At 65.5% G+C, this 13,592-nt stretch carries 14 protein-coding genes; 7 read left to right on the top strand and 7 right to left on the bottom strand.

Annotated features, from left to right (window positions below; translation table 11 throughout):
• Positions 1-80: 80 nt before the first annotated feature.
• The 5 genes from ACXJMY_RS17120 to ACXJMY_RS17100 form a co-directional block, all read right to left on the bottom strand.
• Positions 81-650, bottom strand: coding sequence for a cysteine hydrolase family protein (locus ACXJMY_RS17120; protein WP_456620511.1), 570 nt, complete (start codon positions 648-650; stop codon positions 81-83).
• A gap of 229 nt (positions 651-879) precedes the next feature.
• A complete protein-coding gene (locus ACXJMY_RS17115; RefSeq protein WP_456620510.1) occupies positions 880-1,458 on the bottom strand; it encodes a hypothetical protein in 579 nt (192 codons plus the stop codon).
• A gap of 213 nt (positions 1,459-1,671) precedes the next feature.
• Positions 1,672-2,985, bottom strand: a complete 1,314-nt coding sequence (locus tag ACXJMY_RS17110) for a tetratricopeptide repeat protein (RefSeq protein ID WP_456620509.1) — start codon at positions 2,983-2,985, stop codon at positions 1,672-1,674.
• Between the two features lie 15 nt (positions 2,986-3,000).
• The gene (locus ACXJMY_RS17105) at positions 3,001-4,011 is read right to left on the bottom strand and encodes an aldo/keto reductase (protein WP_456620508.1); all 1,011 of its coding nucleotides are present in this window, start codon (positions 4,009-4,011) and stop codon (positions 3,001-3,003) included.
• 205 nt (positions 4,012-4,216) lie between these two features.
• Entirely contained in the window at positions 4,217-4,642 is a 426-nt protein-coding gene (locus tag ACXJMY_RS17100; protein ID WP_456620507.1) for a PaaI family thioesterase, read from the bottom strand.
• A 67-nt stretch (positions 4,643-4,709) separates the two neighbouring features.
• Here ACXJMY_RS17100 and ACXJMY_RS17095 point away from each other — a divergent pair, with 67 nt between their 5' ends.
• Together ACXJMY_RS17095 and ACXJMY_RS17090 are read left to right on the top strand one after the other, a co-directional pair.
• Entirely contained in the window at positions 4,710-5,339 is a 630-nt protein-coding gene (locus ACXJMY_RS17095; RefSeq protein WP_456620506.1) for an NUDIX hydrolase, read from the top strand.
• A 56-nt stretch (positions 5,340-5,395) separates the two neighbouring features.
• Positions 5,396-6,586 carry a hypothetical protein gene (locus tag ACXJMY_RS17090; protein WP_456620505.1) on the top strand — a complete coding sequence of 397 codons (1,191 nt, stop codon included), beginning with the start codon at positions 5,396-5,398 and terminating at the stop codon, positions 6,584-6,586.
• A gap of 209 nt (positions 6,587-6,795) precedes the next feature.
• Here the strand turns inward: ACXJMY_RS17090 and ACXJMY_RS17085 are convergent, their stop codons facing one another.
• Positions 6,796-7,098 carry a hypothetical protein gene (locus ACXJMY_RS17085; protein ID WP_456620504.1) on the bottom strand — a complete coding sequence of 101 codons (303 nt, stop codon included), beginning with the start codon at positions 7,096-7,098 and terminating at the stop codon, positions 6,796-6,798.
• A gap of 194 nt (positions 7,099-7,292) precedes the next feature.
• On the opposite strand from ACXJMY_RS17085, the gene ACXJMY_RS17080 reads away from it, so the two are divergent.
• The 5 genes from ACXJMY_RS17080 (at position 7,293) to ACXJMY_RS17060 (ending at position 12,553) form a co-directional block, all read left to right on the top strand.
• Positions 7,293-7,772 (top strand): hypothetical protein, encoded by a 480-nt coding sequence (locus ACXJMY_RS17080; protein ID WP_456620503.1) that lies wholly within the window; start codon positions 7,293-7,295, stop codon positions 7,770-7,772.
• 341 nt (positions 7,773-8,113) lie between these two features.
• Positions 8,114-9,061 carry a TAXI family TRAP transporter solute-binding subunit gene (locus ACXJMY_RS17075; RefSeq protein WP_456620502.1) on the top strand — a complete coding sequence of 316 codons (948 nt, stop codon included), beginning with the start codon at positions 8,114-8,116 and terminating at the stop codon, positions 9,059-9,061.
• Positions 9,062-9,173: 112 nt separating this feature from the next.
• On the top strand, positions 9,174-11,282 hold the full coding sequence (locus ACXJMY_RS17070) for a TRAP transporter permease (RefSeq protein WP_456620501.1): 2,109 nt from the start codon (positions 9,174-9,176) through the stop codon (positions 11,280-11,282).
• Positions 11,279-11,656, top strand: coding sequence for a DUF1850 domain-containing protein (locus ACXJMY_RS17065; RefSeq protein WP_456620500.1), 378 nt, complete (start codon positions 11,279-11,281; stop codon positions 11,654-11,656). The genes ACXJMY_RS17070 and ACXJMY_RS17065 overlap by 4 nt, the downstream gene beginning before the upstream one ends.
• A gap of 90 nt (positions 11,657-11,746) precedes the next feature.
• Positions 11,747-12,553 carry an SDR family NAD(P)-dependent oxidoreductase gene (locus ACXJMY_RS17060; RefSeq protein ID WP_456620499.1) on the top strand — a complete coding sequence of 269 codons (807 nt, stop codon included), beginning with the start codon at positions 11,747-11,749 and terminating at the stop codon, positions 12,551-12,553.
• 157 nt (positions 12,554-12,710) lie between these two features.
• On the opposite strand, the gene ACXJMY_RS17055 is transcribed toward ACXJMY_RS17060, so the two are convergent.
• Positions 12,711-13,481: a hypothetical protein gene (locus ACXJMY_RS17055; RefSeq protein WP_456620498.1), complete on the bottom strand. Its 771-nt coding sequence runs from the start codon at positions 13,479-13,481 to the stop codon at positions 12,711-12,713.
• Positions 13,482-13,592: the final 111 nt, after the last annotated feature.

The raw sequence follows: 13,592 nt of genomic DNA, 5'->3' as shown, positions 1-13,592 counted from the left end.
TCCGATTCACGCGTGAAGGATCGAAGGTCGCGCGATTTATTGTCGCATGACGCCGTGATCGCCATGCAATCGCCTTGCTGTTACGCCGCTGCGAGCGCAGCGATCACATCATCCGTGCTGACGATGCGGGCGAACTCGCCGTTGAGATTCGACAGCGTCATCGCATGGATCGCCTCGGCCGAATGCACATCGCCATCGGGGCCGACGCGATCGAACGTCCAGGTCGCGTCGCGCACGAGCCTTGCGTCGAAGCCGAGATTGCCGGCCATCCGCGTCGTCGTCTCGACGCAATGGTTGGTGGTGGCGCCGCAGATCACCAGCGTGCCGATGCCGGCCGCGCGCAGCCTGTCCTCCAGGTCGGTGCCGATGAAGGCGCTGTTGACGCGCTTCACGATCACGGGCTCCCCTCGCTGTTCGCGCGCCTCGTCCTTGACGGCGTGGCCGGAGCTCGTCGGCAGAAATGACGAGGTCGGCTTGGTGCCCTCGTGGCGGATGTGGAAGACCGGTGCGCCGCTCGCCCTGAACGCCGTCAGGAGATCAACGATGCGCGCGACCGCGTCCGGATTGTTGCGCCGCTTTCCCGCCGCCTCCCATTGGTCGAACGCGCGCTGGACATCGACGACGATGAGGGCAGGCAGAGGGCTGGTCATGGAGAGCGGCTTTCCGATGTGTCGAGCCGAGTATGCGAGGTGCCGGCTTGCGCAGGCAACGCCGAACTTCCCTCGTTTCGAGACGAAGCAAGCAATAGTGCGTAGGGTGGGTTAGCGAAGCGTAACCCACCTCTTTCGTCTCCGCGTAGATAGACGTGGTGGGTTACGCCTTCGGCTAACCCACCCTACGCAGAAAGCTCCATCCGGAATATTGCGCGGCAACTGATCCCTACTTGAACGGATCCTGGATCGACGGCGCGGATTGGCGGATGCGGCGCACGCTCACCGGCCTGCCGTCCGAGACGAACAGCAGCTCGTATCTGCGGCCCTCGCTGTCGGTCGCCGAGCAGGTGACGTCGGAGACCTGCTTGGCGGCGAAATTGCCGGTCTGGCGGCAGGTCCCGGTGGAGGTCTGCTCGGCCGGTACCGGCAGGCCGTCGACCTTCGGCCGGTCCTTGGAATTGAGCAGCATACGGTCGATCGGCAGCTCGTAGGAATTGTCGTCGGCCCGCTTGCCGTTCTCGCCGGAGAACGACACCACGTGGTTCTCATCGCTGGGGTCGTCGACGGCGACCGCGAAATTGACCCGGCCCTTGTCGCCATGGGCGTAGGCCACCGTCTTGCAGGCGAAGGTGCGCCCGGCGACCTTCAGTGTCTTGCAATGGCCCGACATCAGCGCCAGCAGGTCGATGAAGTTCTGCTGCTGCAGGGGCGGATTGTTGACCGGGATGGGGGTGGAAGACTCAGCAAAACAAGGGCTTGCGAAGACCATGAGGGTCGCGGCCAGAACCGGTCGGCGGAGGCGCATCGTCAGGCTCGCGTGCCAGGAGACCACGGACGTGGAAAGGTTCCGTGCAATAACCAGCGAACCACGAATTGGTTGCGATCCCGTTGTCCGTGCCAAGCCAGTCTGGAATACCACCGCGCCACCCGTCGGCGATTCGTGACATCGCCTCAATCCGTCCCGGACGTCACTTGCCGCCAGGGCCATGTTTTTTTCGTGGCGGAGCCGGCCCAGGCGCTAGGCCATCGCCGCCTGCCAGCGCTGATCGCGCAGGGAGGGGCGGCGGTGCAGGCGGGCATCGAGCAGGGCGCGGGCCTTGGGCAGTTCGCCGCCGCGCATGAGCGCGACGATGTAGGTGTCCTCGATCAGCTCGCGCTGGGCGTGGCTGCCGCCGATGCGGACGACCTCGCCGAGCACCGGTGCGAGCTCGCGCACGCAGGCCTCGTAATCCTCGCCGGCAAAGGCGGTCATCGCACGGCAGATCGCCGGCACCACGGGACCTGCGGGCAGCTTGCCCTCGGTGAGCCGCTGCTCGATCATGGCGAGGCGCGCGGCCAATGCCTCACGGTTTTGCGTGGCGGCCGCGAACAGCGCCATGTGCACGTCGGCAAAGGGCAGGCTCGATTTCGGGAACAGGCGTTGCGCCGCGGCGTCGGCCTCGGCCCAGAGCGCCTGCGGCACGGCATGGCCGTAGGCGGACAAGCGCCACAGCAGCGAGCCGCCGTCGGTGATCACGTTGAGCGGCGGCGCCTGCGTCGCCTGCGGCTGGAGCACGTCGGCATAGATCGCGAGCGCGCGTGCCGCGTCGCCATGTTCGAGTGCGCCCAGCGCCTGGTGCCAGCGGATATGGCCGTGCAGGATTCCGGCACGGCCGTAACCAGGAATCCAGTCGTCGACGAGGCGGTCGGCTTCGTCGATCGAGCCGTCCTCGAACATCGCATGCAGCACGGCATGCGCGGCATGGGCATTTTCACGGCGCAGGCCGAAACCGCGCTCGGTGACGCTGCGGCCGCGCGCGACATGGCCGTTCTCGGTCATCGCCCAGCCGTGCAGCGTCAGGAACCACCAGTCCTCGCCGTAATGATGTGCGACGCGCTCGCACAAAGCCTGCCGCGCCTGGTCGTGATCGGCCATGCCGGAGAAGGCGAACAGGCCGAACGCGCCGAGCGGCAGCGACAGCACCACGGCATCGCGCGGCCAGGTGTCGATGTGCTTCAGCGTCGCCGCCAATGCTTCGGGCAGGCGTCCCTCGATCGCGAGCGCCAGCGTCTCGACATGCGAGCGCTCGCGCTCCGTGCCGCGTTTGGCAACGAGCTCGCGCGCCACCGCCGCTTTCCTTCGCGCAAGATCGCCCTGCTGATAGAACGCGTGCAGCCGTCCCCGCGCGATATGGGCGAGTGCAAAGTCGGGATCGGCCGCGATCGCACGCTCCAGCGCCTCCGCCGTGCCGGTCCAGCCCGCCAGCATGAGGTCGACGCCCTCGCGATAGGCGGATGCCGCCGCGTGCGAAGCGGTGGAGAGCGGCAGTCCGTAGCGGTCCTCCTGCGCCATCATCGCCTCCCGCCCTTACGCCGTCCGCGCGCGACGTCCCTCGATCGGATAGGCCGGGTCGTTGTAGCCGGGCGTCGACGGGTGGCCCGGCGTCACCAGGCGGTCGATCAACGCTTCGTCCTCGGCGGTGAAGCGGTAGTCGAGCGCGCGGATATAGTCGTCCCACTGCGCCTCGGTGCGGGGGCCGGCGATGACGGAGGAGACGAAGGCGGAGTTGAGCACCCAGGCGACCGCGAGCTGGCCGGCGGTGATGCCGTTCTTCTCGGCGTGGGTCTTGATCTCCTGCGCGAGCAGAAGCGATTCCGGCCGCCATTCCGTCTGCATCATGCGGGTGTCGTTGCGGCCCGCGCGCGTCTCCTTGTCCGGAGCAGCATCGGGGCGGTATTTGCCGGTGAGCACGCCGCGCGCCAAGGGGCTATAGGGCACGATGCCGAGGCCGTAATAGCCACAGGCCGGAAAGTGCTCGACCTCCGGCATACGGTTCATCGCGTTGTAATAAGGCTGGCTCGCCACCGGCCGGTCGATGCCGAGCCGGTCGCAGATGTTGCAGATCTCGGCGACGCGCCAGGCGCGGTAGTTGGAGACGCCGAAATAGCGCACCTTGCCGGCGCGGATCAAATCGCCCATCGCGCGCACCGTCTCCTCCAGCGGCGTCGCATGGTCTTCCTTGTGCAGATAGTAGATGTCGATGTGGTCGGTGCCGAGCCGCGTCAGGCTGTCGTCCGCGGCCTGCAACACCCAGCGTCGCGACAGGCCGACACGGTTGGGATCGTCGCCCATCGGATTGGCGAGTTTTGTCGCGAGCACCCAGTCGTGGCGGTTGCTGGCAATGGCGCGGCCGACGACCTCCTCGGACGCACCTTTCGAATAGGCATCCGCGGTGTCGATGAAATTGATGCCGGCCTCGTGCGCCTTGGCGATGATGCGCGTTGAGTCCGCTTCATCGGTGGGACCGCCGAACATCATGGTGCCCAAACAGATCGGCGACACTTTGAGGCCGCTGCGGCCGAGTTGGCGGTATTGCATGGGCTATCCTCGATGCTTCTTCTGGGCGCGAGCATAGCCTCCCAATTACGTCATTGCGAGCGCAGCGAAGCAATCCAGCAATGCCGCCGCGGAAAGACTTGGATTGCTTCGCTGCGCTCGCAATGACGGGGTTCGTTGAGCCGCACTGCCTCCACTTCGCCGGGACGACATGAGAGTTTGTCGCGGCCGCGGTGGCAGCCTAACGCTACCCCGGCCCCTTCAAGATCTTGAACACGCCGTTCGCCATCACCACGCAGCGATTGTCCACCGTCACCTCGGTGCTCATGAAAATGAGGCTGCGCGTCGCGCGCACCACGCGGGGGCGGGAGATCAGGATGTCGCCGATCTGGCCGGCCTCGAGGAAATGGGTGTCGAGCTGCACCGTCGCCATGAACTCCTTGCCCGAGACATAGCGGGCAGTCATGCCGCAGGTGCGGTCGGCGAAGGTCATCATGACGCCGCCCTGGACCATGCCGCGACGGTTGTGGTGCTTGTCCTCGGTGCCAAGCGCGAATTCGTAATGGCCGTCGACCTTGCGCTCCCACAAGGGGCCGATCAAATGGATGAAGCCGCTGGTGTCGACGATGGTCCAGCCGTCTGATTTGAGCTTTGCGGCGGTCTTGTCGATCATCTTCCGGCCCATCCTTGCACGCGTATCTCTCCTCGTTTCATCAGATGCGGTCCTGGTGTAGTCAAGCATGATGAGACCGTTCGACGATGCCACCAGACGGAATATCGCAGGTGCCTGCGCGGCGTTCGCGCGGCTGCCCGACGCGGCCGAGCCGTCGCCACTGAAGCGGGCCGCGGTGGTGCTGGCGCTGACTGCGGCGAATGGGGGCGCCGACACCGCGTTCCTGCTCACATTGCGCGCATCACACCTGCGCGCGCATCGCGGCCAGTGGGCGTTGCCGGGCGGGCGCTGCGACCAAGGCGAAACGCCGGTCGAGGCAGCGCTGCGCGAGCTCGACGAGGAGCTCGCGCTCAAGCTGACGACAACCGACGTGCTCGGCCTGCTCGACGACTATCCGACCCGCTCCGGCTATCTGATCACGCCGGTGGTGGTCTGGGCCGCCGACAGCGCCGCGATCCGGCCGAACCCGGATGAGGTCGCCTCGGTCCATCGCATCGGGCTCGCGACGATCGAGCGCGACGACGCCTTCGACTTTATCGCGATCCCCGAAAGCGCGCGCCGCGTGATCCGCTTCCATCATCAGGCGAGCCTGATCCACGCACCGACGGCGGCGCTGATCTATCAGTTCCGCGAGGTGCTGGCGGGGCGGCCGACCCGCGTGACTGAACTGGAACAGCCGGTGTTCGCCTGGAAGTGACGATGGTAAACGGCACGTTAACGTGACGGTTACCGGATGCCTGCTAGGAGGGCATCATGCATCATCACCCGATTCGACACGCCCTGACGCTGGTTCCATTCGCGCTCGTCCTGCTTGCGCCGGCGGCGCCGGCCCAGGATTCCGCCGCGCTGCCGCCAGCCGTCAGGAATGCGATGGCGCAGGCCTCGCCGCAGGCGATCGCGGAATATCGCCGCAAGCTCGCGGAGTATCAGGAGGCGCGCGCCGCCTTCGACGCCGAGGCCGGCGCCTATTGGAGCCAGATCTCGGAGAAGCGGCGTGGCCGCAACGCCAAGCGGCGCAGCGGACAGCAGGTCACGCTCGACGATTACGTGCTGGAGCATCCGCCGCTCTATACGGGGCCGAAGCGGCCGGTGAATCCGCAGCCGGATGAAGCCCCGGAACGTCCACCGCGAAGGCCTATACCCGTGGCCGCCGATTTCCTGCGCGCGGCGCAGGAGCTCTACCAGTTCACGCCGCAGCGCGCGACGAACGAGGTCGAGTTCAAGCGCGCCTATGCGCGCTACGCACTCGCCTCAGGCCTCACGCGCGAGCAGGCGGTGCGGGTCTATGCGTTCGAGACCGGCGGCACCGGCAGTTACGACGTGCAATCGGGAATCGAGCATGGCGGCAAGCGCGCGATCTCGACCGCGATGGGCTACAACCAGTTGCTGACCACCAACAGCGTTGAGCTGCTGGCCGAGCAGGGCCACGAATTCATCCGTGCGCTCGGCGACAAGGTGGCGCAGAGCTCGGGACCGGCACGCAAGACGCTGGAGCACAAGTTCGGCGTGCTGAAGCGCATGGTGGCGCATGCCAAATCGGTGCCCGACACCTGGTCGGAGCACGAGAAGATCGGCGACACCGCGCAGGGCTGGGCCATGCATGCGATGGTGCTCGACATCGACATCGGGCCGATGTTGCAGACCCACAAGCTCTTGACCTCGGTGCTGTTCGCCCGCGCCAAGGGCTACACCCGCCCGCTCACCGCGGCCGAGCTCGAGATGATGAACCTCACCGGCGACGGCACCGGCCTCGATATGGTGACGATGCCGCAGGCCATGCGCGAGCGGGTGCCGACCTCGAACTTCTTCCAGCGCGGCGGCTACGAGCGCAACCCGGTCGCGATCCGCCACAACACGGTGGCGAAGCTGCTCGCGGTGACGGATTCGCGGATGGACTCGAACAGCAACAATGCCGGCGCGAGGGAATTGGCTGCGGCGTTTTAGCGAGGGATCTGGCGTCGGCGCTTTAAAAGGTGTCGTCCCGGCCTAGTGCGCAATTGCGCACGGGGGGCCGGGACCCATAACCCCAGGGAGCAGTTTGGCGATGATTAGTCGTTCAGTACTGCCACCTTGCGCAAGCCGGTAGATCACGCGGTATGGGTCCCGGCCTTCGCCGGGACGACATTGAGTATGTGGCGTGCCCCGCCCATCCCCTACTGATCCGACCCGAACTTGAACTTGCCGTCGCCTTCGAGATACGGGCCGCTGCGCATGTAGAGCTGGCCGTTATGGCCAATGAAGAACAGCGTGCCGCGCGGCACCTTCTTGGCGCCCTTCAGCAGTTCGCCGGCATTGCTGGTGCCCATCTTGTAAGAGAAGGTCTTGCCGTCCTTGTCATAGGCGTAGCCCATGTCGGGCTTGAGCTCCCACGGCGTCGCCGCGGTCTGCGCCAGTGCGGGCGCCGCGAACGCGCCCAGCACCGCTACAAGTGCAAATGTCTTTGTTGAAAATGCCATCATCCATCCTCCCCGCCATTGGGGTGCCCGGCTTGAACAAATCACGAACGGCGTATCCCGGTCAATTTGCGAAAGCGCCGCAGCGCATCACGTCTTGTCCAGCAGTTTGTGATTTTCCCTTCGCCCCCTCGCGACTATGTTCCGCTTTCCGTCTAGAACGCAATTCGACAAAAATATTGGTGGGGATGATTCGGATGAACCTTGTCATTAAAGCTTGCTGGGCCGCCGGCCTGTTGCTGACGGTGCTCGCGCCGGCCGCCCGGGCCGATGATTACCAGCTCAGCCACAACCAGCGGATTTCGTGCAGCCGCGGCCTGGCCCCGGGCAAGCTGAACACCGCGACCTGCAAGTCCTACACCTACCTGTTCAATACCAAGACCTCGGAATATTTCCGCTGCCAGGTCTCGCTGGCGCTGACCCGCGACAACAAGGAAGTCATCAACGTCCAGACCGATGGCGGCTGCACCAAGAAGCCGCGCATCTTCGAGACCGACGGTCATTACGATTTCGACGCCACCGAGACCGAGCCGCCGAACACCAACTCGTTCTTCGGCCCCGGCGGCTACTCGGTCTGGGCCGCCGACGTCACCGTGCAGAAGGTCCGCGGCTGCATCATCATCTCCTCCGGGCTGGGCTCCGACATCTCCAAGTGTCTGGACATGACCTTCCAGTGACGGCTTGCCAGTGACGGTGCGCTCCCTCCCCCGCCTGCGGGGGAGGGTTGGGGAGAGGGTGCATCCGCAACGGGACAATCCCCTGGAGGAGAAAGCCCCCACCCGCGCCTTCGGCGCGACCTCTCCCGCAAGCGGAGAGGTGACCGAGCCTGCCGCGCGCCTGAGTGCGCTCTCATTTGAGCCCRCTCATTATCCGCCTGCGCCACCTCGCCGCACCCGCCAGTTCCCCAAAAGTCGAGGCGGAACGGCCGTTTACCGCAGTCCTGTTTTGTCTTTTGGATGGGTTGACCCGCTCTCCTCATCCGGCCAATTTCCCCGCCGGTTTGGGGAGTACGAAAATCATGAAACGGACGATTATCGGCGCGGCCGCGGCTCTTGCTCTGGCGGCGTCGGCGCCTTGCGCGCATGCGCAATCCTTCATCAACGTGCTGACCGGCGGCACCTCCGGCGTCTACTATCCGCTCGGGGTCGCGATCGGGAAAATCTACGGCGACAAGATTCCGAACGTGAAGACGCAGGTGCAGGCCACCAAGGCGTCGGTCGAGAACCTGATCCTGCTCCAGCAGGGCCGCGGCGAGCTGGCGTTCACGCTGGGTGACTCGCTGAAAGCGGCCTGGGAGGGCGAGGAGGAGGCGGGCTTCAAGACCAAGCTCGACAAGCTCAGGACCATTGGCGCGATCTATCCGAACTACATCCAGATCGTCGCCACCGCCGAGTCCGGCATCAAGACGCTGGCGGACCTCAAGGGCAAGAGCCTCTCGGTCGGCGCGCCCAAGTCAGGCACGGAGCTCAATTCGCGCGCGATCCTTTCCGCCGCCGGCATGACCTATAAGGATCTCGGCAAGGTCGAATATCTGCCGTTCGCCGAATCCGTCGACCTCATGAAGAACCGCCAGTTGGGGGCGACGCTGCAATCGGCCGGCCTCGGCGTCGCCTCGCTGAAGGATCTCTCGACCTCGAGCCCGATCACCGTGGTCTCGGTGCCGAAGGAGACCGTCGACAAGATCGGCCCGCCCTTCATCGCCGCGATCATTCCGGCCAACACCTATACCGGCCAGGACAAGGACGTGCCGACCGCGGCCGTGGTCAACTATCTCGTGACCAGCTCGGCGGTGTCCGACGATCTCGCCTACCAGATGACCAAGCTGATCTACGAGTCGCTGCCGGAATTGCAGAATGCCCATGCGGCGGGCAAGGAGATCAAGCTCGAGACGGCCGCCACCGGCAGCCCGGTTCCGCTGCATCCCGGCGCGATCCGCTATTACAAGGAAAAAGGGCTGATCAAGTAATACAGGTGTCATGGCCGGGCTTGACCCGGCCATCCATCCTCCAAGAGTCATCTTTTGATGGATGCCCGGGTCAAGCCCGGGCATGACGATTTCAGGGCGCGGGGAAACGAATATGTTGCAGGCAGAGGGCACCGAAGCGCCCATCAAGGTCGAGTTCGACAATTTCGAGCACGGCTTTCCGGAAGGTTTTGGCCCGGGCTGGTGGGGCCATCTCGCCTACTGGATCGGCATCGCGTTTGCCACCTTCCAGCTCTATGTCGCGGCCTTCAACTATCTGCCGAGCCAGGTGGTGCGCGGCGTCCATGTCGGCTTCCTCATCCTCCTCACCTTCGGCCTGATCGGCAATTTCACCGCCAAAAGCGATGTCGGCCGGGCGCTCGGCTGGCTGATCGGCGGCGCCGGCTTCCTGTGCGGGCTCTATCAATGGATCTTCTACGCCGACCTGATCGCGCGCGACGGCGATCCGACGCGGCTCGATCTCGTGGTCGGCACGCTGCTCGCGGTGCTGATCTTCGAGGGCACGCGGCGGCTGATGGGCGCGGCGCTGCCGCTGATGTGCGGGGCCTGCCTCGTCTACTGGTTCTTCGGGCAATACCTGCCGTCGCCGCTCAACCATCGCGGCTATGATTTCGACCAGATCGTCACGCATCTGTCCTTCGGCACCGAAGGTTTTTACGGCGTGCCGATCTACGTGTCCGCGACCTACATCTTCCTGTTCATCCTGTTCGGCTCGTTCCTGGAGCGCGCCGGCATGATCCAGCTCTTCACCGACGTATCTCTTGGGTTGTTCGGCAGGACCCGCGGCGGTCCGGCCAAGGTCGCGGTGTTCGCCTCGGGCATGATGGGCACGATCTCCGGCTCCGGCGTCGCCAATGTCGTCACCGTCGGCCAGTTCACGATTCCCCTGATGATCAGGTTCGGCTATCGCCGCGCGTTCGCCGCCGGCGTCGAGGCGACGGCCTCGATGGGCGGACAGATCATGCCGCCGGTGATGGGCGCCGTCGCCTTCATCATGGCGGAGACGCTCGGCGTCCAGTACTCGGAGATCGTGAAAGCGGCGGCGATCCCCGCCATCCTCTATTTCGCCTCCGCCTTCTGGATGGTGCATCTGGAAGCCGGCAAGCATGGCCTCGTCGGCATGAAGCGCTCGGAGATCCCGAGCGCCTGGAAGGCGCTGGTGACGCGCTGGTACCTCGTGCTGCCGCTGGCGGCACTGGTCTACATGCTGTTCGAAGGTTTTACGCCGCTCTATGCCGGCAGCATGGGCCTCGCGCTGACGGTGACGCTGATCCTCGGCGCCAGCATCACGGCTGGCGCCTCCTCCATGGCCATCCGCTACATCTTCTGGATCGGGCTCGCGCTCGTCGTTGCCGCGCTGTCGCGCGACGGCTTGCAGATCGTGCCGGTCGCGAGCGTCGTGGTCGGCCTGATCGTGATCACCGCTTTCATTCGCGGCGGCCCCGCGGCGTTGCGGGCCTGCCGCGACGCGCTGGCCGAGAGCGCGAAATCCGCCATCACCGTCGGCATGGCCTGCGCCATCGTCGGCGTCATCATCGGCATGATGTCGCAGACCGGCGTCGGCACCATCTTCGGCGGCTGGGTGATCGGGCTCGGCGAGAAGAGCCTGTTCCTGGCGCTGATCATGACCATGCTGCTGTCGATCCTGCTCGGCACCGGCATCCCGACCATCCCGACCTACATCATCACCGCCGCGCTCGCCGCACCCGCGCTGGCAAAGCTCGGCGTGCCGCTGATCGCGAGCCACATGTTCGCGTTCTATTACGGCATCATGGCCGATCTCTCGCCGCCGGTGGCGCTCGCCGCACTTGCCGCGGCGCCGATCGCGAAAGAGAACCCGGACAAGATCGGCTGGGAGGCGATGCGCATCGCGCTTGCCGGCTATGTCATCCCTTTCATCTTCGTCTATTCGCCGGCGCTGATGCTGCAGGCCGGCGATCCGATGGCGGCCAAGCTCGGCTTTTACGGCGCGGTGGCGCTGGCGAGCTTCAAGGCGCTGGTGGCGATCGGCCTGTTCGGCATGGTCGCGATCGGCTTCCTGTTCACGCGGCTGACGCTGCTCGAGCGCGTGGTCGCGCTCGGCGCGGCGCTCTGCCTGCTCGGCGACTTCCCGTTCAGCGACACTGCGGGCTTTACCCTCTCCGCGGCCCTCGTGCTGTGGCAGTGGCGGCAGCGCCCGCCGGCCACGGTCGAGGCGGTGTGAGCCTCTGCCTCGCAACAGCGGGCGGCGTGAAGGCGCTGGCGCTTTCCGCCTTCACGCTGGTGTGGACGCACTCGATCGAGAAGGTCGACTGGCAGGAGGACTGGCGCGTCACGCCGGCCGGCCTCCAGCTGGTGCAGGCGCGCGTCAAGGGCACCGGCGCCGGCATGGAGCCGCCGCCGGAGGCGCGGCTCGTTGATGGCTGGTTTCAATGGCAGCCGAAACGTGCGCCGATGCGGGAGGTCGTGCTCGGCAATTCCGGCGCGGCCGGGGAATGGCGACTCTGCCATGACGGCGTGTGCCGGACGTTGTCGGAGATTGTCGGGCATCCCATAGGTGCTAACGTTACAAAAATGAGCGTCTGCAAAGATCCGTAGCCCGGATGAGCGAAGCGATATCCGGGAACGGCGCCCCCGGATATCGCTTCGCTCATCCGGGCTACAAAGAACAACAACGGGAGACACGTGATGGATCGGCTCAAGGGCAAGGTTGCGATGGTGGTGGGGGCCGGCTCGATCGGGCCCGGCTGGGGCAACGGCAAGGCCACCGCGGTGACCTTTGCGCGCGAGGGTGCGCAGGTATTCTGCATCGACCGCAACGGCACTGCTGCCGAGGAGACCGCGAAGATCATCAAGGACGAAGGTGGCAAGGCGACCGCGTTCACCGCAGACGTGTCGCGGGCAGCCGAGATCGAGGCGATGGTCGCGGCGTGCCTGAAGGCCTACGGCCGTATCGACGTGCTCGACAACAATGTCGGCATCGCCGAGATGGGCAGCGTGGTCGATGTGACCGAGGAGAGCTGGGACCGCGTCTTCAGCGTCAATCTCAAGAGCGCCTATTTCGCCATGAAGCACGTCATTCCCGTGATGATGAAGCAGGGCGGCGGCTCGATCATCAACATCTCCTCGATCGCCTCGATCCGCCACATGGGCATCTCCTACGTCACCTACGGCAGCTCGAAGGCCGCAATGAACCAGATGACCCGCACCACGGCGATCGAGTTCGCGCGCCACCATGTGCGCGTGAATGCGATCCTGCCCGGCCTGATGAAGACGCCGATGGTGGAGCACTCGGCAGGGTTGGCGGCAAGCTACGCCAAGGGCGACGTCGAAGCGATGTGGCGCGCCCGCGACGCCCAGGTGCCGATGGGCCACATGGGCGACGCCTTCGACGTCGCCAACGCCGCGCTGTTCCTGGCATCGGACGAGTCGAAATATGTGACGGGGATCGAGCTCGTGGTGGACGGCGGGATCACGTGCAAGGCGGGGGCGTAGCTCCAATCTCCGCCGTTGTCCCGGACAAGCGCGCCTCAAGCGCGCGCAGATCCGGGACCCATAACCACAGGACGGTGGAATAGGCACGCTGATTGCTCCAGCGTGCTTCAACAACTGGCTTTCGGGGTAATGGGTCCTGGCTTTCGCCAGGACGACATTACTGCGCCAGCGCCAGAATCCCGCCGGCGAAGGTGTGCCAGGCCGCGGTCTCGCTGATCGGCCAGTTCAACACCTTCACCGCCAGCAGCGCGAGCGTGCCGTAGATGTAGACCGGATGCACGCGGCCTTCGATGCGGAAGTCGCGCACCATGGCGACGACGAGCAGCAGCGAGGCGACCACCGCCGGCGCGATGGTCACAGGCACCGGCGGCGGGCCCGGCGGTCCGGGAGGGGCGAGGAAGGTGAGAAACCAGCGCGCGATCGCGGCGTCGAGGATCGAGACCGCGGCGAGCAGCATCAGGCGCTTGTGAACTTCGGGCTTCCGCGTGTTCATGATCGCGAGCACGAACGCGCCTGCGAAGAACGCGATCCCGCTCATCGGCACGATCGAGAACGCGATGCCGGCCTCTTTCTGCCCGAGCGCGGCGGAATGCTGCATCACATGCACGGAAGCGAGGAAGCCGAAGATCGTCATCGCGGTCGCAAGCGACACGCCGGCGATGCCGAGCGAGCGGTGATTGACCACGCGGCCGGAGGCGGCGAGCCAGGTCTGGAGCACGAAATAGAGCGTCCAGGTAAAGAACAAGAGTCCGTGAAAATGGATCACCGGACTTGCGGAGAATGTCCGGTTGGCAAGCGGCACCCAATAGGTCGGTGCGAAGCCGAGAAAAGCGGTGGCCGCGCAGGCCAGCGCCATGTGCAGATAAAAATATCGTGCAGGCGCCGCATCACGCGCGCGTACACGACGGTCGTCGATCAGGGTCGTCATCTGGAGTGAGTCTACGACGACGGCGTTGGGTTCAACGCCAGCCGTTCACCCTCCAGTGTCGTCCCGGCGAAGGCCGGGACCCATAACCACAGGCGTGTGTTTGGCGAAGAC

This window comes from Bradyrhizobium sp. P5_C12 (assembly GCF_054049735.1).
Note: the sequence above shows the minus strand (reverse complement) of the source record. Positions and strands in the feature narration are given on the sequence as shown.

Bases quoted from the DNA above. Each gene is read 5' to 3' on its own strand.
- ACXJMY_RS17120 (WP_456620511.1), bottom strand. From the start codon at position 650: ATGACCAGCCCTCTGCCTGCCCTCATCGTCGTCGATGTCCAGCGCGCG.
- ACXJMY_RS17115 (WP_456620510.1), bottom strand. From the start codon at position 1,458: ATGCGCCTCCGCCGACCGGTTCTGGCCGCGACCCTCATGGTCTTCGCA.
- ACXJMY_RS17110 (WP_456620509.1), bottom strand. From the start codon at position 2,985: ATGGCGCAGGAGGACCGCTACGGACTGCCGCTCTCCACCGCTTCGCAC.
- ACXJMY_RS17105 (WP_456620508.1), bottom strand. From the start codon at position 4,011: ATGCAATACCGCCAACTCGGCCGCAGCGGCCTCAAAGTGTCGCCGATC.
- ACXJMY_RS17100 (WP_456620507.1), bottom strand. From the start codon at position 4,642: ATGATCGACAAGACCGCCGCAAAGCTCAAATCAGACGGCTGGACCATC.
- ACXJMY_RS17095 (WP_456620506.1), top strand. From the start codon at position 4,710: ATGATGAGACCGTTCGACGATGCCACCAGACGGAATATCGCAGGTGCC.
- ACXJMY_RS17090 (WP_456620505.1), top strand. From the start codon at position 5,396: ATGCATCATCACCCGATTCGACACGCCCTGACGCTGGTTCCATTCGCG.
- ACXJMY_RS17085 (WP_456620504.1), bottom strand. From the start codon at position 7,098: ATGGCATTTTCAACAAAGACATTTGCACTTGTAGCGGTGCTGGGCGCG.
- ACXJMY_RS17080 (WP_456620503.1), top strand. From the start codon at position 7,293: ATGAACCTTGTCATTAAAGCTTGCTGGGCCGCCGGCCTGTTGCTGACG.
- ACXJMY_RS17075 (WP_456620502.1), top strand. From the start codon at position 8,114: ATGAAACGGACGATTATCGGCGCGGCCGCGGCTCTTGCTCTGGCGGCG.
- ACXJMY_RS17070 (WP_456620501.1), top strand. From the start codon at position 9,174: ATGTTGCAGGCAGAGGGCACCGAAGCGCCCATCAAGGTCGAGTTCGAC.
- ACXJMY_RS17060 (WP_456620499.1), top strand. From the start codon at position 11,747: ATGGATCGGCTCAAGGGCAAGGTTGCGATGGTGGTGGGGGCCGGCTCG.
- ACXJMY_RS17055 (WP_456620498.1), bottom strand. From the start codon at position 13,481: ATGACGACCCTGATCGACGACCGTCGTGTACGCGCGCGTGATGCGGCG.